The following is a 22,036-nucleotide window of genomic DNA, read 5'->3' as shown; positions in this document are numbered from 1 at the left end:
CGGCACGGTCAGGTCCACGTGACTTCCATCGAGATGAACCACTCGCTTCTCCACGCGCCCATCGGCGAGCTGAAATCCCATGATAACGAGAGAAACCCGTGATCCGCGGTGGGTGCCCTTGAAAAAGCGGAAACGGTTTCCCGCCGGTCCCTCCCACTGCTCGACCTGCACCGCATCCGGTGGAGGGTCGACATCCACGTCACGATTGATGGACGACATGTCGACGAGCATAGCGATATACACGATGGCGATCGGGTCCGCTGCACTAACTCGTATAGAAAGGCAATGGAAGAACGGACCGAATCACACTGACATTTCCACGGCCGTGGCCATTAGCGCCTGCTCGTACACCCACCGCGGATGTTCACCGGGGCTCGATCGACTGCTACATTGGTCGGCACTGTGCGCAGCGATCTAAATCGACAGCCGCTGGTGCGATCGATTATCGTCACCGCGGCCTTGGTCTGGCTGCTTGGTTGCGGTGTCGACGAAGATGCGTGGCACTTAAATGGCGCACCTGATGCGGCCCATGCGGTCGTCACTCCCGTCAGTAGTGCGGTTAATGCCGATCACACGCACGGCGAGCACAGGTTATCACCGTGGTGTTCTGAGCTGTCGACGGGCGCGGTTCTATCGCCCTGGGCGCCTGGCTTTCTGGCGCTCGGGACGCTGGCGGCGACGGCGTTCCTAGGCTCCTGCGCTGGTGCTGTACGGCAAACTAGGCGGGGCCCCCCTCGTGGGCCCTCCGCGCCCGGCACTGGTCAAGTCGTCTTGACGCGGTTCTGTGTCGCGCGACGCTGAGTAGTCAACGTCGAATTTCGCGAGGCTGTGCATTTGCTGGTAGCCCACATACCTGGTTGACAGTTACCTGTTGTCCCGCAGTCGAGGCCCAACCGCCGGCACAGTGAGTGACCTTCGAATAAAAGCGTCGATCCAGCTGACCTATGCGTCTACCGCGCGGACACACATCATCGGCGGGACTGAGATCGCCGAAGCGACCCCTCAAAGTGTGGTGCCTCGATCACAGCTTATGTCATCAGGAGAATTTCATGCCGTATCACGCCGCCGAACCCGAGTCGAGACTCGGAGCACGCGATATAACCCAACAGCACACCACCGTTCGGCACCGCGATCAGCGATGACCACGTTGGAAACCTAGTCAGTTCGCGTGCCACCGATTCAGTGATGCCGCCGGCCGCCAGTAGTGGATCTTCGATTGTGCCACAACGCAGTTCGCCACACGCGCCAGCGAAGCGGTGCCCTACCGGCCTCAAAGCTCAGCGCCACCCCATGTGCTTGACGCCACGGCTGGCCGCCGTCGTCCATCGCGTGGCGTTCGATTCCGAAAGGGAGCTTCACGTGTGATGTCTGCCCGTACCTATCGCCCCAAAGCGGTTATGCGTTCGCTGAGCCAGCCGAGGGCCCTGGTTATTGGGGCCGGAGTTAATGGATGGACCACCGCGCTGGTGCTGGCGCGCCGCGACTGGCGGGTTGTGGTGGTCGCCGACCGTTTCGGCATCGACCCAGTCGCCGCGGTGACGGGTGTGCTGTGGGAATGGCCGCCGCCGCTCGGCGATTGCTCCCACAATCAGACCGCGGCGGCCCGCGCCACCGCCTGGGCGATGCGCTCCTATGTCCGCTTCGCCCACTTAGCTGCTGACCCGGGCACCCGGATAACGGCGCGGCCGGCGGTGTTCTACTTTTCCTCCCGGATCGAGGACGATCCGGCCGAGCACGCCAAAATGGTTGCGATTCAACAGTTTGTGAGCGGATTTGTGCGCGACCCTGCCTTAATCGACTCGTATGGTGTCAACCCGGATGCCGGTTTGGTAGACGCCTACTCGTATTTGACGCTCACCATCGACCCCGACTGGTACCTGGACTGGCTGACCCATAAAGCCCAATTAGCCGGCGTCACGGCCGCCCAACTCCGCATCCACGGGCCGCTCATCGAACAGGAGCAGCGGCTACGCACCGAGTACGGTGCCGATGTGATCGTCAACTGTACTGGCCTTGGTGCCCGTGAATTGGCTGATGACCCGACCATCGAAGCACATCGGAGCGCTCTGCTGCGAATAGTCGATGATGGCACTTCCGCCTCACGCGTGACCGCCGCCCACGTGGTAGCAGCCAATACTGACACTGATACCAAGGACGGGATCTTCATCGTGCCGCGCGGAGTCGACCGTCACTTCCTGGGAGGACTGGTCGAACCGGGACACTACGACACCGACCTCAACCTGGCCAACCATCCGCCGCTGCACGACATGCTTGACCGCTGCACCGAGTTCCTGCCCAAATTGCGGGGCGCCCAACTCGATGACCTCGACCCGGTGCGGGTGGGACTGCGACCATTCCGCCCCGATGGTGTGCGGCTCGAGACCGAACCCGGCACCCAGATTGTGCACAACTACGGCCACGGTGGCGCGGGCGTCATCCTCTCCTGGGGCTGCGCACTCGAGGTTGCCGACTTGGCCCATAAAACGCTCGACAACCCGCCTTTGCGTAGGTATTCATGAGCGCCATGCCCTAATTGCGAGTGCCATGGTTTCATCTGCAGCCAGGTACCGGACATCGACAGGCACATTCTGGCACGTCTGCTGTCTGTCGAACCCGACTTGTCAGGTTTAGAGGTCAGATTGGCAGACAGGATGTCCATGCGGTGCCTCGCAGACTTCAATAAGCCGTCCCCGGTGGTGACGATGAGCGGTTGGCGCCCTTCACCGTCACCACCGGCGTCGCAATTTCTGATCGACACACGAACACGGGGGAGGGGCCTTTATCTGGTCACCACCGGGGATCTCTACTCGGCCACCAGTGGGGACTTTAAAGGCCGCGGCCGACGTGGGAACCGCCATGGGCACCGACGTCGCGATCGAAACCGCCGACGTCGCCCTGATGGGCCAAGGCCTGCGTCACCTGCCCCAAGCACTCGACCACGCCTGGCGCTCCCGCCAGGTCATGCTCCAAAACGTCGGGCTATCCCTGTCCATCATCACAGTGCTGATGCCGCTAGCAGTGTTTGGAACCCTCGGCCTGGCTACCGTCGTGTTGGTCCATTAACTTGCCGAAGTTGTTCTCTCGAATATCGAGTGGCCAGCCCCAGGGCTGGCCACCTGCGCCGAAACAAACTGACGGCGGACCAGATCATCCCTGCTCTCAGTTCAAAGTTGGTTCATCCGGCTTCGCGGTAGGCCGTAAGATTTTGCGGCGGCAAAAGCAGAAAACACCACGTACCTGCTGAGAAGTGGGCAAGGTGCGAGGCTCAAAGATCTTTCGCCGTGTTTACCGGTAAAGCCGCATATTCGTGTCTGGCGTATTCGGTCGTGCGGGGCGTAGCCGCCATGCAGGGAGCGCTATTCGGCGGCGCGGAGGATGGGCGGTTCAGAAGCCGTAGAGATACATTCGGGTGTCGAAGGCTGTGTGGCCGCCCTCGAGGATGTCCTCAGCGACCACGCGTACTTGGGGCTTGTCGAGTGATCCGGTCTTTTCCTCGACGGGCCAACCACGCTGGCCGTCGCCTTCGAGAGTCACGATCAGCTCGGCGTCGCCGAGGACAGGAACGTTGGCGTTGTGTGTCGTGACGATGATCTGGCGGATTCCTTTTAGGCCACGCAGTTTCTTGACCAGGCCAGCGTAGACGAAACGGGTTGTCGAGGTCGTCTTCGGGCTGATCGGCCGCAGTTTCAGATGTATAGAGGGAACGAGGAAGGTGATTCATCTGCTGCAATATGCAGTTTTTCATGGATAATGCAGATTATCTATGAAAACCATGAAACGTTGCGGAAGATGCTCGCGCCCAGCGTGATTGGCGATTGAAGCGTCACAGTGACGTATCGACCATGTGCCGGCGCAACGGCCAGCGTTGCCGAAATCGTCAGCGTCCCACCGTGTTTCGCGCCGGCCACCAAGAGGCAGCTTCGACCGGCGTTCCTGAGGGTCACCGGTGTCCGCCGTGGGTGCGGGTGCAGCCGGCGTTCCGCATGCCGCCCGTGGTTGGCTTTTCGTCTCGCGATCCGGTATTGGGAAGGAGCCCGGCCTATAATTCATGCATAATCAACGTTATCCACATTATTGGGTGATACGGGGCTCCAGCCTGCGCGAACAGGGGGCGCGGCACCACCTACATAACGTCACAGTGACGAATTGGACGGTTCACGCTGGACCTCGACGGCGCGGAGTGTCCGCCGCTGTCAGGTAGTTCTGGACTGGCGGTCGTCCCGTCCGGCGCTCTCGGATAGTCGTGGATTCAGACTCTGGGGCCGTGGCTGCGCCGGCCGAACATCCGCAGGTGGCATGTGCTGCGACGTGGGCGGGTGGCACTCCCAGAAAGTTCTGGAACGGAAAGACGAGAAATCGGACAGTTGCCAGGTTTTCCCGGATTACTGCCAACTAGTTCCGGATCGGACACCCGGTCTCGACGAACTGCCAGGGGAGACTGTGCTGATCGCGGAGCGGTTTGCAGACGGACGTGTGACTTTGACCGTCCCACGTGCGGGATACAAAGTCGGTGCGGTAGTTGTGGTCGAGCACTACGTCCTCCGGATTGGCCCACACGGTCCGTGCGCGCAGAGTTTGGAACTTCTCGGGGTCCGAGGTGACCAAGTCGACTGTCCGTTCGCGCAGTTCGCGAAGAACGAGTGAGTCTTGCTGCAGATCTGTATAGGCAGACGATCTTCGCAAAAACGCCTCAAGCGCAAGCCAAAAGCTCGACGCCTGCACCAGTCCTAACATCCCGGCGGCGCGAAACCCTCCAGAGGCTGGGCTGAAATAGCGGACCTTGGCAGTGGTCAAGCCGGGAACGTCGACTGTTCCATTTTCCGCCAACTGTTGCGCGGAATCGCACAGCGCCAAGCGCAGAATCACACCGCCAAGCGAGTGCCCGACCACAACGAGCTCGTCATATGGGGTTTCGATGTCACCTCGGATTCGCGCACCCTCTATGTCCAGAGCCGGCCGATAAGGCACCGGAAAGAACCTCGGCAGCATCGCCCGGATTCGGTTGGCCACGGCGGTAATGGAGTCCCGGGTGGAGCGGTATCCGATGAAAAGAAGATCAGCTTCCCTCCACCACTTGTTCGCCGAGTCGGCCAGGTTAACCAGTGGAAATTCGAGCCACGTCTTAACCGCTTTACCACCGAATCCATGGACGAACACAACTAGACGCTTCACGGGAGTGTCGCTCGGAGAGACATAAAGAACCCAGCCGGGCGGCATGTCCGCCCTGTCGTAGCGGCTGTAGTGCACGGGCGCCTGTGGCGGGGATTCGGCGAGGACCGATTTCACGGTGGACATGAGCCTATCTTTATGCAGATGAGCTGCACGACCCGGCTGCGCCGCGCGGAGGGCTGGGTCCATCTTGGGCGGAATGAAGTGGGGTGCTCGTTCTTTGGGTTGATCGCTCCTAATACGTCACAGTGACGCATTAGGAGCGATGCACCCCGGTGGCGCGCCTGGCCATGTGAAGCGGCCAGAGCGCCTACGCCCAGTCGCCTCAGCGATCTTCTGCGTAGGTTAGAGCGGAGGCCGATCGATCTCGTGCGCTCCCATCGCGCCGTGGCCTCCCTGATGCGCCGTCGAGTGCCAGGCCTACCCGGTTCACGGTCCTGGCCGCTGCGGTCGCGCCGCAACGCCTGCTGCATTGGATATACAACTATGGCAATACGTTAAGGCGGACAGCTTCAATTATGTTCCAGCACAAGCTATTTCGCCGATAAGCGTCGTTATGTCAACTAACAGTTGACACTAATGAGTACTGACACTTGACACTAATGCAGCATCTCAAGATACTTGGCGTATGGCAACCCCCCGCCTCGTTCAGCTGATCGACGGCTACAGGAGCGCTCACGGCGTGAGTGAGGCCGAGCTTGCGAGGCGCATCGGCAGCCGCTCACCTGGCCGCCTACGCCGGGATCGCACCGGTGACCCACCGCTCGGGGACGTCGATCCGAGGGGAACACCCCACCCGATCAGGTAATCGCAAACTCAAACGCGCCCTGTTCCTCTCGGCGTTCGCCGCGCTGCACGACACCGCCAGCCGCACCTACTACGACCGAAAACGAGCCGAAGGAAAGAAGCACAACGCCGCCCTCATCTGCCTAGCCAGACGCCGCTGCGATGTTCTCTACGCCATGCTCAAGAACCACGAACCCTACCGATCAAACGCCGCGACCGCCGCTTGACGAAAACAATAGGGACACCCCCCTGAGCGTCGTAACGACGGATTGATGCCCGCCAGATCGACAGATCGGCCGTTCCGTACAGCTCACACGTTAGTCGAATCGGGAAGCGGACAACAGATTCGTCGCGGTCGACGCGCCCACGTGTGCGGGCCTTGACCCCGGAAACTGGACACGGGGTTTGTGATTACGCGGCTTTCTGCAGGCTATCGGATGTGTGAGCGTTTTCGTAGTCGGCAGGGCTGAGATAGTTGCAGTACGAGTGCCGGCGTCGGGTGTTGTAGCGGGTGATCCACCGGAACACCGCGAGCCTTGCCGCCCGGGGCGATTCCCAGCGGGCTGCGCCTTGCAGCGTTTCGCGTTTGAGTGTCGCATTGAACGACTCGGCCAGGGCATTGTCCGCGCTCGTGCCCACCGCTCCCATCGATTGCGCAACACCCAAATCCGCGCAGATCATCGCGAAACCCTTTGAGGTGTATTGACTTCCGCGATCGGCGTGGAACACTGCACCGGCAAGACCGCCGCGGGTCAGTGCTGCGGCACCTAAGGCATCTTCGACGAGTTCGGTACGCATGTGCTCGGCGATCGACCAGCCCACCAGGCGGCGGGAGAAGCAGTCGATCACCGTGGCCAAATACAAGAACTCATTGTCCCCGCATGGCAGATACGTGATGTCACCGACGTATCGGGTGTTCGGTGCGATCGCGGTGAAATCACGGTTGAGCAGGTCCGGCGACGGAGTGTCGGCTGGTTCGGCGATGGTGGTGCGGTGTTTTCGGCGCAGTCGCAGGCCCTCGATGTTGTTGGCGCGCATGATCCGTGCGATCCGTTTGTGATTGATCCGCTGGTCGGCGGGTTGTCCGTGATTGATCTCGGCGGTGATCCGGGGCCGCCCGTAGGTGTTGTCCACCGTGTGGACGGCGCGGATCTTGTCGGCGAGTTCAGCGTCGGCTGCGGCCCGGGCGGCTCGTTTCTCGGCGGCGTTGATCCATGCGTAGTACGACGAGCGGGCGATATCGATGACCTGGCACAACCGCTTCACCGGGTAGGTGTCGGAGTGGTCTGCAACGAACTGGAAGCGGTTCACCAGTTCGTCTCTCCGGCGAAATATTTGGCCGCCGACCGCAGGATGTCTCGTTCGGTTTCGAGCTTGGTTTTCTCCGCGCGTAGGTGTGCGACCTCGGCGCGGAGCCTGGCGGCTTCCTGCTCGGGTGTCTCGCCGGTGCCGGGCCCCGGAGCGGTGGCGGCGGGTCTGCGGATCGGGATACCCGCATTTCTCAGCCATGTGGTCAGGGAGCCGTGGGATACGCCGAGATCGGCGGCGATCCCGGCTACGGTCGCGCCGCCGGTGTCGCGGTACAGCTCGACTGCGTCGCGGCGGAATTCTTCGGAGTAATTTTTCTTTGCCATCGGGTTAGATCTTCTCGCTTTCCCTGGTCTGAGACCAGGATCAAGCGTGTCCAACCCGCGGGGTCAAGGCCCTGCAGGCGAATTCGTATTCTTCCAACGAGTCGGCAGGCTCTTGACAGAGAATCAAACGAACCATAGATTTATGACTTGCATCACCACCAGGTTCAGATGCTCTCGCATGCCGTCACCGACGCATCCGCTCGATTCACACTGCATTCGCTCACCCCTTGGAGGACCACATCATGAAGACTCAGGCTGCTGTTCTATGGGAACTGAACGCAGATTGGAAGGTTCAGACAGTAGAACTCGATGATCCGGGCCCTACCGAGGTACTTGTCGAGATGAAGGCGACAGGACTGTGCCATTCGGACGATCATTCGGTGACCGGCGACATGCCGACCCCACGCCCGATCGTCGGTGGGCACGAAGGCGCCGGGATCGTTCGCAAGGTAGGAGCAGAAGTCCACGGCCTCGCTGTCGGCGACCATGTCATCACCTCATTCATCCCGGCCTGCGGGAAGTGTCGCTGGTGCGCAATGGGAATGCAGAACCTGTGCGACAACGGGGCCATCATTCTCGAAGGCACTCAGCCGAGTGGCGGATACCGGATGCACATCGACGGAACGGATATCGGGACACTGAGCACGCTCGGAACTTTCGCCGAATGGCAAGTTTACGACCAGATGTCGGTTGTCCGTATCGATAAGGACATCCCACTCGATGTCGCCTGTCTCGTGGCTTGTGGCGTCCAGACCGGTTTCGGCTCGGCAACCACGGCGGCGGAGGTGAAGGCCGGCGATGTCGTCTTGGTGATCGGTGCGGGTGGAGTCGGGATGAATGCAGTGCAGGGCGCCGCAATGTCTGGTGCGAGTCACGTCGTCGTGGTGGATCCCGCACCGTTCAAGCGGGAGCAAGCCCCCTTGTTTGGCGCCACCGAGACGTTCGCCGACTTCGCCGAGGCCGACGAGTTCGTCAAATCGATCACTAATGGACAGGGAGCAGACTCCGCCATCGTCACGATGGGTGTTGTGCACGGAGAAGATATCGGTAGGGCGTACAACGCAATTCGTAAGGCCGGTACTCTCGTGATCACCGGTCTGAGTCCAGTTGACGAGGACGGACTCCCCGGCGTCAACGCTTTCACGCTCGCCATGTTCCAGAAGCGTATTCAAGGTGCGCTGTACGGCATGGCATCCCCGCGCGAGGCGATGCCGATGCTGCTGCGCTTGTACCAGTCGGGCAAGCTCAAGCTCGACGAACTGATCACCCGCCGCTATACCCTCGACCAGATCAATCAGGCGTACGCCGACATGCACGACGGACGCAATATTCGCGGGATCATCGAATTCGGTAGCAAGTAGCGCCCACCAGTACATCCGTGCACCCGACGCACACCTTCGAACACTCGAGATCGAGGAGCTCAATCATGTCCGTACCGACAGCCACAGATCCATCGACGCGTACATACCGAACAACTAATCCGGCGACCGGCGAAGTGGTTCGGGAGTACCCGCCACTGACCGACGCCGACGCCGATGCCCTATTGATTCGCGCGCATGCGGCGTACCAGACGTGGCGTCGGACTCCGATTGCCGAGCGAGTGCGTCTGTTTCGGAAATTCATCGAACTGCTGGAAGCGAACGTGGACGAACTGGCCGCGCTCGTGACGACGGAGATGGGCAAGCCGTTGGCTCAGTCGGTGGCGGAGATGGACATGGTCACGTCGACTTTTCGGTACTACGCAGACAACGGTGAGAAATTGCTCGCCGACGTCGAGACCGAGATCGCCGGTTTCACTCGGGCGATTACACGCCGGGAACCAGTCGGGGTGGTTCTCGGCATCGAACCATGGAATGTTCCGATGTATCAGGCAATGCGCGCAACAGCGCCGAACCTGATGTTGGGCAACACGGTTCTGCTCAAACCATCCGAAATCTGTGCTGGTTCGACGCTGTTCTTCGATCACCTCTTCGCAGAAGCGGGCTTTCCGGCCAATGTGTACCAGACCGCACTTGTGTCGACCACCCAGGTTTCCGCGTACATCGCCGACGACCGCGTTCGCGCAGTCACCTTGACAGGATCTGATCGCGCCGGATCCGCTGTCGGAGAGCAGGCTTCACGTCACATCAAACCGGTTGTACTCGAACTCGGCGGATCCGATGCGTTCATCGTGCTCGAGTCCGCCGATGTCGAGGCCGCTGCGGACACGGCGGCGGGACTGCGGTTGTTCCTCGGCGGTCAGTTCTGCAATGCCCCGAAGCGGGTGATCGTGACCGATGCCGTCGCAGACGACTTCATCGCTCGCTATGTTGCCACCTTCGCCGCCAATACACTCGGTGACCCATTCGACCCCGCTACAACCGTTGGACCACTGTCGAGTTCGGTGGCGGCCGACACCCTCGAGGCGCAGTATCGTGACGCAGTCGACAAGGGTGCAACCGTCCTCGTTCCTGGCGGGCGCGTCGATGGGCCGGGCGCGTTCTTCACCCCGGCGGTACTCACGGACATCACCCCCGATATGAGGATCTTTTCCGAAGAGGCATTCGGTCCGCTCGGCATGATCTACCGCGTCGCCGATGCTGCTGCCGCGGTCAAGCTCGCAAACGAATCTGCATATGGATTAGGCGGTACCGTGTTCGGAGATTCCAACGCTGCACGCGATGTGGCGCAGCAACTCGACACCGGAATGGTGGGAATCAACAATTTCCTCGGCGCGCCTGCCGAGATCCCGTTCGGTGGAACCAAGCGCTCCGGAGTAGGCCGCGAGTTGGGCGCATCCGGCATGGACCAGTTCGCCAACATCAAGACATACGGCATTTCCTGAATCGAACGAGATCCGTTTCGTGCCGACTCACCATATGTTGGTTCACGCGGGTCCTGATTAGCAGCGCCAAGGTCACAGTCGGACCGGCGCCGCTGGTCAGGACCCGCTGCGATCTCGGTATCAGTGGCCTGGGAAGGACGGTGATCTCGCTCCGCCCGGATGGGCGTGCACCAAAGGAAGTTACCCACGAAAGAAAGGGTGAACGCCAAAAAACAGGGTTGGCTGTCGTCGCATCCCACTTTTCGCAGTCGATACCTGGCGTCCCTAACGCGCCGGCATGCACAGTGGCAGCGCCGACGAAACTTGGCTTGACCGAGCACCCTCGTACTCGTCGACGTAAACCCGGTATGCGAGCGGGATGGGCGACGGCCCAAGGTAATTGTCTGTTGTCGTGAAGAAGAGTGCTTCGATGATCGCGGCACCTTTCTGCCGGGCGCTGCCGTCTGCGGCCGGGAGTCAGTCGTTCGCACCGACCATTCGGAGTGCCAGTTCGACGTAGCGTGTTGCGATGATGTCGGGCTCGGAGTACGTATTCGAGGGGAACCATCGGCTGACGTCGACGCCGAGAGACGTGATGGCTAGTGTGGCGGCCTCGACGTCGATTGTTTGGAAGTCTCCTGACGCATCGCCGGCTTCGATGATTCGTGTGAATACCCGTGACGTGGTCCGTCTGATGTCTGCGATTGCGTTGAAGTGCTCGTGTGAGAGCGAACGTAGTTCGTGTTGCACGACTCTCGCGAGTGCGTGGTTGTCGGCGTGCCACTTCACGTACGCAGTTACGGTGGCCGCCAGCCTCAGAGCGGGCGGCGCGATCGGCTGGTCGGCGTGCATGACGGTGGCGAGTGCGGCGTTATGGCCTTCCAAGCTGATGGCGAACAGTAGCGATTCTTTGGTCTTGTAGTGGGGGTATACGGCTCCAGGACTCAGGTCCAGACTGGCTGCGATTTCCCGAGTGGTGCTCGCCCCATATCCCTTGGCTGCGAAGACTTCGATAGCCGCAGTCCGTATGCGGGCGGCGGCTTTTGACGTGCCTACCTCACATGCGACAGCTTGCGCGGGTGTGCTCATCGCACGGTTGCCTCTCGATCGTTTGAGGTTGACAGGTATCCATCTGCGCAGTCAGTATATGCGAGCGCATAGAAACTATGCGCTCGCATATTTATGGCCGCGCGGTGCTCCGCGCGAAACCCACCCCCGCTCGAGTGCGTCCGCACTCGGCCCCAACTCAGGAGGCTTCATGCCCGAGGCTGTCATTGTTTCTGTTGCACGCTCGCCGATCGGCCGCGCCATGAAGGGATCGCTCAAGGGTATGCGCCCGGACGATCTGACCGCGCAGATGGTCCAGGCCGCTCTTGCAAAGATTCCGGCTCTGCGTCCCTCCGACATCGACGACCTCATGCTCGGTTGCGGATTGCCGGGAGGAGAGCAGGGGCAGAACATGGGCCGCAACGTCGCGATCCAACTCGGCTACGACTTCATCCCCGGTACGACGGTCACCCGGTACTGTTCGTCATCACTGCAGACCACAAGGATGGCCCTGCATGCGATCAAAGCCGGTGAGGGCGACGTCTTCATCTCCGCCGGTGTCGAGACTGTGTCTCGATACACCAAAGGCAACTCCGATTCACTTCCCGACACGCAGAACCCGCTGTATGCCGACGCACAGGCTCGCACCGAGAAGCTAGCCCAGGGCGGTCAGCAGTGGGTCGACCCCCGCCAGACGGGTTTGCTCCCCGATACCTACATCGCCATGGGGCAGACCGCCGAGAACGTTGCCCAGGTCACCGGAATCACCCGCGAAGAGCAGGACCGCTGGGCGGTACGGTCCCAGAACCGCACCGAGGAAGCGATCAAGAACGGCTTCTTCGCACGCGAGATCACCCCGGTCACACTCCCGGACGGCACAGTCATCAGCGAAGACGACGGTCCTCGTGCCGGCACCACCTACGAGGCCGTCAGCCAACTCAAGCCCGTATTCCGACCCGACGGCACCGTCACCGCCGGCAATGCCTGTCCACTCAACGACGGATGGTGAAGTCCGGATCAGTTTTCTTGTGTCCTCGAGATGCCGTCTGCCTCATGAACAAGGTTGATCAACGAGCGGATATCGGAATCCGGGAGATCGTGGAGTTCAGTGCGTCGACTCCACCAATGCTTACGGACACTACGAACGCACGTGAGTTGCATACCTGTGGCATCGAGCGTGTCCCAGAGCTCATCCAAGACCGTATTCGTCATGGTCTGTGTATACCTCACTGGCGGAGCTGACGAAGTGCAGCGATTCTCGTCGAGCAGACTTCATATCGCCCCCGGGAAAGTTGACGCCTGCCCGGCGGCCGGCCACCTTCGGTGTCCCCCGAAATGAACTCCGCTGCGCTCCGTTCTGTGAAAAACATTGATTTGTTTTCACTTCTGGCCTTCCGATTCTCGTCGGCGGTGACCTGCGCGCAACCCCTGGCGGCGCAAGCGCCGGCCGATGGCTCCGAGAAATTTTCGCCACTCGCAAGCTCCCGCCGAAATTTTCTCGGCCCAGGGGTGGCGCTCCGGCCCCCTCATGCCGACGCGATTCTCCTTTGCCAGAAGGCGAAAAAAATTGGCGGGGCACGAGGCCCGGTCACTTTCACAGCAAGGGGAACAGCATGCAGAACATCCGCTTGAACACCGCCGCCGAGGTATTGGCCGCAATCCCGGCGCTGCTCGGCTTCGCCCCTACCGATTCTCTCGTGATGATTGCACTCAGCGGAGCTGACGGAGAACCGGGCATGCTTGCGTTCGTAGCGCGCACCGACGTTGTCGGAGCTGCGCCGACCGATCAGTACCGCATTGCGTTCGAGCAGGCCGAAGCAACGGCCGTCATCTGGGTTGTAGTCGGCACAGGCCCGGTAGCAGCAGCCGCACTCGACCAGATCGAAGGCGCGCAAAGAGAACTCGACACCATTGGCGTCCGCACTATCCGCACCCTCGTCACAGAAACCCTCGAAGTCGGCTCGCCATGGTTCGACACCAACGGAAACGAGAGCGGACACACCACCGACCCGACACTCTCGGAAACCAACATGCACCGAATCATGAGCGGACGAAAGGCCCCGACCACGCGCGCGGACATCGAAGCCCGCTTCACCGAAGACACCGCCGCCGATATGGACGCCGCCCGAGCAGCAGCCCACGAACAAGGCGACGAATTCGCACGAAATACGATCGCCGAAATCGCCGAGACCGTGCGAAATTTTGAGGTACCCAGCCGCGACCTAGCCGCCCGCGCCGGATTGTGCGCAGCAATGGACACCAACCACCGCGAAGCGATGATCGGAATCGTCACCATCAGCGCCGCAGCCGCAACAGACACCTTCGCCACCATCGCCGCGCACCTGCGCGGAAACTTCCGCGTCCAGATCCTCACCCTCGCAGGGCTAGCGGCCTACGTCGACGGTGACGGACCCGCCGCCGGGATCGCATTCGAGACAGCCCGCCGTATCGACGTGGACCCCAGTCTCACAAAGCTGCTCGAACTACTCGACTCATCCCTCACCGTCGGGATCAAGCCCGAAGCGATCGCCGAACTCGGTGCAATCGGCGTCGAAGTAGCACGCTCGATCGGAATCGACCTCGACACCGAATAGCCGTCTCCAACGAACAACGCGGCCCCGACTCAACTCGAGAGAGTCGGGGCCGCCCCCGTACGTGATGGTGGTTGTTCGGGCATCGAGCCCTCACAACCACTACGCCACACCGCGCATACCGAATGTCCGGCCGCGCCTAACTACCCGATCAGTTGAAAACGTCCGGATCACCCTGCGCCGGAAACGCAAAGTCGATGCGCGGCCGATCCACCACGGGAACCGGAACACCGGTCAAACCCTCGACCACAGCCACCAAATCCGCGTCCGTGATGACCCGCGTGTGCTTGGTTGTCTGATACAGAGAAGCTTCCACTGCCGACCGCTTACGCGGAACGTCGTTCTCAGTCATCTACTTGCCTTTCGGTCGTCAAAAAAGTGTCGGAGTGTCCGTGCGCAGCAAAGCGGATTCCACCGCGTCCGCATCCCACCCATTGCGCAATGCAGCCCGTAAAGCTTTCGATCGCGCCGCACGGGCGGCGCGATCCGGGCCGTACCAATGCCAGCTCTGCCCCCGGCCGCCGCCGCGACCTTTCGCGCTCATCCCCGCAAGATTTTGCGATTGCGTGCCTGCAACCACATGCGGACGTCCGGCGATGCTCGTCGTCGCCCGGACACAGATCGGGTTGTCACACACCTCGTGGATTGCGAACTCGGAATCGGCCAACGGCCGACCGAGTTCGAGCATCAACGCGTACCGATGCGGACGCACGACCCGCTGCCGCCCATCGCGCATCAACCAAAATCTTCCGTACCCGTCATCAGAAATACTGCCGGTCCAAAAATGGCAATCCCGCTCGCCAGGTCCGCGCACGATGAACCGTTCGAAACGTTCCCGCTCCGGATCGCCGAGCGCCGGAAGCGTTAGGACGTCCACCATCAGAACGAACCCCTAACGCTTGTGAGCGTTGCCGACGAATCGGCCGCGGTTTCCCCCAACCGGGGACAGCGATATCCCTCATGTGGATGCCCGAGATTTCTGTTCCCGCTCCGCTCGATCTCAGGCAACACACAATCGGTCGCTGACACCCAACCGGGGAAAACCACGAAGGCCGGCATTGGTTTGCTGATCGCTTCTACGACGCCAGCGCGGCAGAATCAGTCGACGAGGTTGAAGCAGGCGCAGGCGAAGAATCGTCCTTCGACGCGGCCTTGTCGGCAGGTACCTTCTCCGCCTTCTGTTTCGGTTTGGTCGACCGCAGCAACTTGTTGACCTCGGTCGTCGTCAGGCCGGTCAGCTGCGCGATGCTCGCCACCGTTTCGCCGCGAGATTTGAGATCCGCAATCGCAGCCGCACCGGAACGGTCGGCGTCCGCGATTTTGGTCTCGGTTTCTTCACGGATGCGTTCGATACGCGCCCGCGCATCGTCGCTGATCTTCTCCCGCGACTCCTGCGCCTTGAAGAACCGGACGAGATCGTCCTCGACCTTCTTCAAACGCTCTTGCTCTTCCGCGAGACGGGCGGCATTCGCTGCGCGTGCCCGATCCCTCGCGCTGACCGTGGATGAATTTGAGGACGCCATGCCGCAAACCCTACCGCCGGAAGCGGCGATCGGCCATCAATTGTTCCCCGCCCACCTAACGGTTCCCGGCTCAAAAACTCGGGCCAACCATCACAACGTCACTGAACCTTTTCACACATCACCATGTCAAACCATCTATCCATCCAGCTCATCCACTTTTTCAAACACTTCGCTTCCCTCAGCACCAGCAGTTCGTTCCTCACCAAATGCACTTCGGTTCACTCAGCCAAACCCCCAAAATTCAGACACACCTCTTGCTGAATTTCAGACTTTGGGGGTGTGGTGCTCTTTCTGTGCCGCCGGAAGCGGCTAAGGTGGCCATGTGATGACCCTCCACGTGCTGCACGCGGGCGATGGCTACGAGTACCTGACAAGTCAGGTTGCCACCGCTGACCGCGAACGCGAGCACGGGCAGGAGTTGACCGACTACTACTCCGCACACGGCACCCCGCCCGGTACGTGGTTCGGTGGCGGACTCGAAGATCTCGCACGAATGGATGCCGACACCGAGATCGCGGACGAGCATCGGATCAGTGACGGCGCCACGGTGTCGGAACCGCAGATGAAGGCACTCTTCGGGGAGGGCATGCACCCCAACGCCGACCCTATGGTTGAGGCGTCAATCAAGAGTGGGATGGACCCGAAGAAGGCCGTCAAAGAGGCTCGACTCGGCCGCAAGTTCCCGGACTTCGCCAATGACATCCCCCTGCTGAAAGCCCACCGCGCAGCCCTGGAGCAGTTCGCGGTCGACAATGCCCGCCGGCCATCGAAAGCGGAGTCCGGTGCGTTGATGGAGAAGGTCGGAACCGCACTGTTCGAGGAGACGCACAAGCGTTCCGCACAGAACCCACAAGAGCTGTGGTCCTGGATTTCGGCGCAGAAGAACCGCGTCCGGCAACCCGTCGCAGGACAAGATCTGGTGTTCACACCACCCAAGAGCGTGTCGACGATGTGGGCTCTCGCCGACGACGATCTACGCCGCCAGATCGAACGAATCCACCACGAGACCGTCAAGGGCACACTCGGCTGGATCGAGAAGGAAGCATGCTTCACCCGCACCGGTGCGACGAGCCAAGAGCACCAGGACACCACCGGCATGGTCGCCACCCTCTACGACCACTACGACTCCCGCGCGGGGGACCCGAACCTGCATACCCACGCCGTCGTGTCCATCAAGGTCTGCACCGAAAAGGACGGCAAGTGGCGAGCTCTCGACGGCGCCACCCTGCACCGCTACGCCGTCGCCGCCTCCCAGCGCTACAACGCGGCGATCATGTCGAAAATGCACACCGAGCTCGGTTTCGGATTGACCGAACGCAGCACCGGACGTGGCCGGCAGAACGTCGTCGAGATCGCCGAAGTGCCGCAGCAGCTATGTGAAATGTTCTCCTCACGGCGCACTCAGATCGAGACCCGACGTGATCAGCTGGTCGCCGAATACCGTCAAAAACACGACCGGATGCCCAGCGCGAAAGCGATGTACGCGCTCTACCAACAAGCCAACCTCGACACCCGCGCCGGGAAGCAGGAACCGCAAACCCTGCGCGAAATGCAGAACAACTGGATCACCCGATCCGCGCAGATCCTCGGCGACGACACAGCAGTAGGAACCCTCGCCGAGCAATGGCGCGGCGTGCAGCGCGAACACGCCGCCGGCGTGCGTGAGCACCAGGCGATGCGCAAGGCCGGAACACCGGCCGAGGAAGCGAAACGAGTCGTCGAACACCTCGAGAACGGACGCGCAACGTGGGCGATCACCCACGTACACAGCGCCGTCGACGCGAACTTTGCGGCCGTCTCCTTCCCCGACGAAGCCGCACGTGCAGCCGCAGTGAAGGCCGTCACCGAACACGTACTGGGCGCGTCCGTGCACCTCCCGGCGGCGGAGCTACCCCCCGCGCCGGAGGCTCTCAGACGCCGTGACGGTGAGTTCATCCTCACCAACCACGGCACCGCATTACATACCTCCGCGAGCATCATCACCGCCGAACAGTTCATGCTCGACGCCACTCGAACACCGACCGCCTACATCGCGGCACAAGCCGGACTCGACAAGGTCGTCGAAAAGATCGCCCGCACCAGCGATCATCCACTCAACGCCGGACAGCGAGAACTAGCCGAGCATTTCGTCGGCTCCGGAACACTGCTCGCCGTCGGTGTCGGCCCGGCCGGCACCGGCAAGACGACGTCGATGAAAGCGGTCACCGACACTTGGCGCGCAACCGGACACGAGGTCATTGCGCTCGCACCGTCCGCCGTCGCGGCCGAAACCTTGGGCGAAGAAATCGACGTCACTGCCCACACCCTCGCGACCCTGACGTACCCGTGGCGCGGCCTCGAAGACTACGAACCGCGCAGCCTCCCCGAGCACATCGAGATCCCCGCCGGGGCGATGCTGCTCGTCGACGAAGCATCCCTGGCATCAACCAAAGACCTCGCCGCCATCACCGAAATCGCCGCCGCCAAGGGCGCCGTGGTCCGTCTACTCGGTGACCCGAATCAGCTCGACGCCGTGGAAACCGGTGGAGCGCTGCGACTGCTCGCCGAAGAGACCAACGCACCCGAACTCACGCTCGTCGTGCGCTTCGGCAAAGACACCGAACAAGCCGAGAACTCCCTCGCCCTGCGGCACGGTGAAGAGAGCAGCTTGGAGCTGTTCTACTCCCGCGGATGGGTCCACGAGGGCACCGCCGCCGAGATGAAAGACGCCGCCGCCACCGCCTACCTCGCCGACATCGGGGCCGGGAAAACCTCGATCGTCATGCTCTCCACCCGAGACGACGTCCGCGAAGTGAACCTCGCGATTCAAGCGCACTACCGCGTCGCCGGCACCGCCAAAGCCGGCAACACAGTGACCCTGTCCGACGAACTCGACGCCGGAGTCGGTGACATCGTTCTGACCCGCAAGAACAAGCGCCGTCTGCGCACCAAGGGCGGCAAACGGCGCAACATGTTCGTCCGCAACGGCGACTTGTGGACGGTCACCGCCGTGAACGAGAACGGATCGCTGAACCTGCGCAGCAAAACCCACGAGGGCACGATCACCCTGCCTGCCCGGTACGTGAAGCGGAACACCGAACTCGGCTACGCCGCCACCGTGCACCGCAGCCAAGGCATCACCGTCGACACCTCCCACACCACCGTCGGGCACAGCACAAACCGGCCCGGCCTCTACGTCGCGACCACCCGCGGCCGCACCGAGAACCACCTGTACGTCCCCGTCGAACCCGGCGTCACCCAAGACACCGAAGGGATGCACCTCTCCGAAATCCAGACTCCGAACTCCCGCGAAGTTCTCACCCGCATCCTCGCCAACGACAACGGCCACAAAGCCGCCATTACCGAAATCCGCGACGCACTCGAGCACGCCCGCAGCCCGCAGCGACTCCGCGAGGCGTACCACGCCGCACACAGCAGGTTGCGCGATCGCTGGCTCGACGACGTCCTCGACCGGGCGTTGCCCGCAGCACTGCTCGCGACGATCGCCGCCGAAAACCCCGGCAGCCTCGCCGAACTGCGCACCACACTCGGACAGGCGCACGACCGAGGTGACAGCGCCCGGCGCATCCTCAACGACGCACTCGCATCCGGTGAACTCCACACCGCCCGCGATGTCGCCCGTGTCCTGAACTTCCGCATCGTCGAAGCCACTCAGGCCGCAGCAGAAGCGGCGGCCGAGCGTTCCGGCACAGCGCTCCCCCCGCTCCCCCCGCTGCCCCCGCGCACCACCAGCACTGACAAAGAACTCGACGACTACGCCCGTATCGTCGCCGATCGCTACGCCACCGCCCGGCCGGAACATGAGCGCACCGACGGCATCGGCGCGACCATCCGCCGGTACGACGAGACGCGGGCGCAACTCGACACCACACGCATCCACCGACCTGTGCGGGAAGCGTTCGAACCCGAGATCGCCGAACGGATCCTCGCCGAAGCCGGTGTGCAGCGACTGGGCCGCCACCTGCGCAAAGCAGCGCTCGCCGGGATCGCACCCGAGGCAGTTCTGTCCTGGCACGCACAGCAACTCGAAGCGCGCGGCGAAGACGTCACCGCCGCGAACCTGATCAAAGACATGGCACCAGCCATCACCGCAGCAACCGAGAAGACGAACACCCGCTGGGCAGCCGAACACGACGAGATCCTGCGCGAGCACTTCCCTCTCGCGGTCGCCGCCGCAGAACGCACCGAAGACCCGCGGTGGAACGCAGCAGTAGGCCGTATCCGCGAACTCGTCACCCACGCAGGTTTCGACGTCGACGAACTGTGCCGCACGATCGAGACCGCCGCGCACTCCGCCGCCCACGTCACCGGCATCACCGACGCACTCGACACCATCGCGCCGGCGGCATCAGAGCCCGTCGACCCCGCAGCACCGCACTGGGTGCCCTCCCCCGACCTCGACGCCCACCTCGTCGACCCCACCCTCGCCGAGCAGCTCGACAACACCTACACCGACATCGCCGCCGAACACACCGCGAACACCCGTCGCATCGGTACCGACGATGCTCGCGGCAACGACCCCGAACTGCGCTTCACCGAGCACCTCGAAGAGCGGCCCGAAGCCGCCGAGATCGCAGCGCAGTGGGATCGCACCGCCGCCGAGATCCAGGCATACCGCGACCGCCACAGCATCACCGACACCACGTCAGTGGCCGGCGACCGACCCGAGAACAAGGCCGACATCGCACCCTTCAACACCGTTCACCGCGACATCGACACCCTGCACGACCGCATGCAAGAACATCGCGAAGAACAGCGCCGCGCCGAGCGCCAGCAGGCGACGCTCGAGCACCAGCACACCATCGCCCAACACGTGGAACACGAACAAAAACGCCGCGGACCGCGCCTGTGACAGCCGACGGGCTGGCGTTTCGTCAGACGACAGAGGGGGCGGGCGATCTCAGCGTGATCGCCACCATCCCGCGATCCGATCGCGCCATCTAGGTGCAGCGATCGCAGGGGCAGGACTGAGCGGGGGAACCACCGGTTGTGGTTGCTGGACTTGTGTCGAGGTGGGCCGGCCGCTTGCGATGATCCGGCGATCAGCCGCGCCAGGAGGTCGACGCACCTGAACCCCGACGTCGGTGAGGATGCTCAGATCGAGAGTCCATTCCCCAACGGAGCGGGCTCGCCACTCATCGAATGCGGCAGCAACATGGCGCCGCGCCTGCGGACGGGTCATTCCGGTGACCGCAATCAGATGCTGCAAAGCTTGCTCTTCATTGCCTTTGATCTGCGCGAATCCGAAATGCGTCACCTGGTGACAGGGCGTACAGAGACAGATGAGCCGGCCCAGACGTTGCACTTTGGTCGGCCAGTCGTACTGCCATCTCTCGTGCACTTCGAGCCACCGCTGCGACGCTCTGTCTTCCGGGAAACCGCAGATCTCGCACTGCATCCCGGCGCGCCGCGTGACCATTCGGCGCAGTCTTTCCCAATCCTTCGGTTCGACGCAGTACCGGACATTGGTGAACCAACACGTATCAGGGACGAGGTCGACGAACAGACCATGACCGAGAGACCGGTCTTCACCCGGCAGGACCTCCGGAATGTCAGGGATCGCGACCCATCGCGACAGACCTGCCATCTCAACTCGGGGCGCATACCATCGCTTGGCTGACGGATCCCACTTCGCGCCCCCGGCCTTCGCCAGATCCTTCTCTACGTACGGAACATCCAGCCATATTCGACCCATCGTCGCTGCTCCCCTCAGCCTGCTCGACGAGCTAGACCCTACCGATCGCACAGTGCCTGTCGCGCTCGACGAGGCGTGCACGTGAGTGCGAAACGCCGAACTCAGTCCGTGACCTTGAAGTAGCGGACTTCCCGGAGCGGTTCGCGGACTCCCTCGCTCCAGTAGTAAAGATCGACCAGCGTCGAGTCCTCAGTGTTGACGCGATCGATGCCGACTTCATTCACGAGACCGAAGCCGTACTCCACGAATTCTGATTCATCCCGCTTCCGGGCAAACAGTTTCATTCGACGAGTATCGCCAACCCCGCCGACAGGATCGACGGCGTGTCGGAAAACTCATTGCCGTGACACACAAAGTGAGTCACACTGTGAAACATGGATGTGAAACGGCTACCTGTAACACTCGACAGCGACGATCAAGCGGAAATCGCCGTGTTCGCCGACCCTGACCGCCTCGAAGCAGGAATCCTGCGGGAATGGGCGCAGCAGCAGCACATCACCATCCGCGACAACTCCGAGTCCGGGATCGCGCGCGCCCTTCTCCGTGCGGGTGCAGAAGCACTCCGCGAGAAGGCTCTCGAAGCCGGCTATGCCGAACTCGCCAAGGATCAAGAAGAAGGCCTAACGGAACAACGAGCGCGGCGGCGAAGCTACGCCGAGCGCGTCGACCGGGCCTACGGCGAATGACGGCCGCGCTCCGCGGGCAGATCTACTGGTTCGACATGGGACACGGCGAGAAGCCGTGGGTGGTGGTCTCCAACAACGTCCGTAACCGCAACCTGAACACGG

Annotated in this window: 17 protein-coding genes and 3 pseudogenes; 10 read left to right on the top strand and 10 right to left on the bottom strand. The window is 62.1% G+C overall.

The genetic code is table 11. From position 1 onward, the window contains the following. Positions 1 to 219 (bottom strand): hypothetical protein (locus tag AC5Y7V_RS30570; RefSeq protein WP_499883723.1); only part of this gene is annotated, 219 nt, incomplete at its 3' end. A 141-nt stretch (positions 220 to 360) separates the two neighbouring features. Here AC5Y7V_RS30570 and lpqS point away from each other — a divergent pair. From lpqS to AC5Y7V_RS30555, 3 genes and pseudogenes are all read left to right on the top strand, one after another. Further along, on the top strand, positions 361 to 801 hold the full coding sequence (gene lpqS / locus AC5Y7V_RS30565; protein WP_499883722.1) for a putative copper homeostasis (lipo)protein LpqS: 441 nt from the start codon (positions 361 to 363) through the stop codon (positions 799 to 801). A 563-nt stretch (positions 802 to 1,364) separates the two neighbouring features. Further along, the gene (locus AC5Y7V_RS30560) at positions 1,365 to 2,519 is read left to right on the top strand and encodes an FAD-dependent oxidoreductase (protein ID WP_499883721.1); all 1,155 of its coding nucleotides are present in this window, start codon (positions 1,365 to 1,367) and stop codon (positions 2,517 to 2,519) included. A 313-nt stretch (positions 2,520 to 2,832) separates the two neighbouring features. Then, positions 2,833 to 3,060 (top strand): annotated as a pseudogene (locus AC5Y7V_RS30555) (heavy metal translocating P-type ATPase); the annotation flags it as partial. Positions 3,061 to 3,384: 324 nt separating this feature from the next. On the opposite strand, the gene AC5Y7V_RS30550 reads toward AC5Y7V_RS30555, so the two are convergent. Both AC5Y7V_RS30550 and AC5Y7V_RS30545 read right to left on the bottom strand, forming a co-directional pair. Next, positions 3,385 to 3,534 carry a hypothetical protein gene (locus tag AC5Y7V_RS30550; RefSeq protein ID WP_499883720.1) on the bottom strand — a complete coding sequence of 50 codons (150 nt, stop codon included), beginning with the start codon at positions 3,532 to 3,534 and terminating at the stop codon, positions 3,385 to 3,387. 858 nt (positions 3,535 to 4,392) lie between these two features. Further along, positions 4,393 to 5,295, bottom strand: coding sequence for a lipase family alpha/beta hydrolase (locus tag AC5Y7V_RS30545; protein ID WP_499883719.1), 903 nt, complete (start codon positions 5,293 to 5,295; stop codon positions 4,393 to 4,395). Positions 5,296 to 5,879: 584 nt separating this feature from the next. Between AC5Y7V_RS30545 and AC5Y7V_RS30540 the strand changes: the two are divergent. Further along, positions 5,880 to 6,182 (top strand): annotated as a pseudogene (locus AC5Y7V_RS30540) (transposase); the annotation flags it as partial. A gap of 184 nt (positions 6,183 to 6,366) precedes the next feature. Here AC5Y7V_RS30540 and AC5Y7V_RS30535 read toward each other — a convergent pair. Continuing rightward, positions 6,367 to 7,589 (bottom strand): IS3 family transposase gene (locus AC5Y7V_RS30535; RefSeq protein WP_085989823.1). Its coding sequence is split into 2 segments (ribosomal slippage): positions 6,367 to 7,283 and positions 7,283 to 7,589, totalling 1,224 coding nucleotides; the frame shifts between segments, so codons are not numbered across the junction. Between the two features lie 242 nt (positions 7,590 to 7,831). On the opposite strand from AC5Y7V_RS30535, the gene AC5Y7V_RS30530 reads away from it, so the two are divergent. Both AC5Y7V_RS30530 and AC5Y7V_RS30525 read left to right on the top strand, forming a co-directional pair. Further along, positions 7,832 to 8,950: an NDMA-dependent alcohol dehydrogenase gene (locus tag AC5Y7V_RS30530; RefSeq protein ID WP_079674796.1), complete on the top strand. Its 1,119-nt coding sequence runs from the start codon at positions 7,832 to 7,834 to the stop codon at positions 8,948 to 8,950. A 65-nt stretch (positions 8,951 to 9,015) separates the two neighbouring features. After that, entirely contained in the window at positions 9,016 to 10,413 is a 1,398-nt protein-coding gene (locus AC5Y7V_RS30525; RefSeq protein ID WP_016895512.1) for an aldehyde dehydrogenase family protein, read from the top strand. A 456-nt stretch (positions 10,414 to 10,869) separates the two neighbouring features. Here AC5Y7V_RS30525 and AC5Y7V_RS30520 read toward each other — a convergent pair whose 3' ends face one another. Next, positions 10,870 to 11,481 carry a TetR/AcrR family transcriptional regulator gene (locus AC5Y7V_RS30520; protein ID WP_016895511.1) on the bottom strand — a complete coding sequence of 204 codons (612 nt, stop codon included), beginning with the start codon at positions 11,479 to 11,481 and terminating at the stop codon, positions 10,870 to 10,872. Between the two features lie 169 nt (positions 11,482 to 11,650). Between AC5Y7V_RS30520 and AC5Y7V_RS30515 the strand changes: the two are divergent. Both AC5Y7V_RS30515 and AC5Y7V_RS30510 read left to right on the top strand, forming a co-directional pair. Then, positions 11,651 to 12,442, top strand: a pseudogene (locus AC5Y7V_RS30515) (thiolase family protein); the annotation flags it as partial. 610 nt (positions 12,443 to 13,052) lie between these two features. Beyond that, the gene (locus AC5Y7V_RS30510) at positions 13,053 to 14,033 is read left to right on the top strand and encodes a DUF4192 domain-containing protein (protein WP_296779209.1); all 981 of its coding nucleotides are present in this window, start codon (positions 13,053 to 13,055) and stop codon (positions 14,031 to 14,033) included. 148 nt (positions 14,034 to 14,181) lie between these two features. Here AC5Y7V_RS30510 and AC5Y7V_RS30505 read toward each other — a convergent pair whose 3' ends face one another. The 3 genes from AC5Y7V_RS30505 to AC5Y7V_RS30495 form a co-directional block, all read right to left on the bottom strand. Beyond that, the gene (locus AC5Y7V_RS30505; protein WP_296779213.1) at positions 14,182 to 14,382 is read right to left on the bottom strand and encodes a hypothetical protein; all 201 of its coding nucleotides are present in this window, start codon (positions 14,380 to 14,382) and stop codon (positions 14,182 to 14,184) included. 18 nt (positions 14,383 to 14,400) lie between these two features. Next, positions 14,401 to 14,910 carry a hypothetical protein gene (locus tag AC5Y7V_RS30500; protein ID WP_418009244.1) on the bottom strand — a complete coding sequence of 170 codons (510 nt, stop codon included), beginning with the start codon at positions 14,908 to 14,910 and terminating at the stop codon, positions 14,401 to 14,403. Between the two features lie 196 nt (positions 14,911 to 15,106). After that, on the bottom strand, positions 15,107 to 15,553 hold the full coding sequence (locus AC5Y7V_RS30495) for a hypothetical protein (protein ID WP_296779221.1): 447 nt from the start codon (positions 15,551 to 15,553) through the stop codon (positions 15,107 to 15,109). A gap of 325 nt (positions 15,554 to 15,878) precedes the next feature. On the opposite strand from AC5Y7V_RS30495, the gene mobF reads away from it, so the two are divergent. After that, positions 15,879 to 20,405, top strand: coding sequence for a MobF family relaxase (gene mobF, locus AC5Y7V_RS30490; protein ID WP_088295447.1), 4,527 nt, complete (start codon positions 15,879 to 15,881; stop codon positions 20,403 to 20,405). Between the two features lie 48 nt (positions 20,406 to 20,453). On the opposite strand, the gene AC5Y7V_RS30485 is transcribed toward mobF, so the two are convergent. After that, positions 20,454 to 21,248, bottom strand: a complete 795-nt coding sequence (locus AC5Y7V_RS30485) for a DUF5710 domain-containing protein (protein WP_064074511.1) — start codon at positions 21,246 to 21,248, stop codon at positions 20,454 to 20,456. A gap of 101 nt (positions 21,249 to 21,349) precedes the next feature. After that, positions 21,350 to 21,532: a hypothetical protein gene (locus AC5Y7V_RS30480; protein WP_054801734.1), complete on the bottom strand. Its 183-nt coding sequence runs from the start codon at positions 21,530 to 21,532 to the stop codon at positions 21,350 to 21,352. 90 nt (positions 21,533 to 21,622) lie between these two features. Here AC5Y7V_RS30480 and AC5Y7V_RS30475 point away from each other — a divergent pair, with 90 nt between their 5' ends. Further along, positions 21,623 to 21,934, top strand: a complete 312-nt coding sequence (locus AC5Y7V_RS30475) for a hypothetical protein (protein WP_141098982.1) — start codon at positions 21,623 to 21,625, stop codon at positions 21,932 to 21,934. Positions 21,935 to 22,036: the final 102 nt, after the last annotated feature.

This window comes from Mycobacterium sp. NGS34 (genome assembly GCF_059812845.1).
This window is presented reverse-complemented; position numbering and strand designations above follow the sequence as displayed.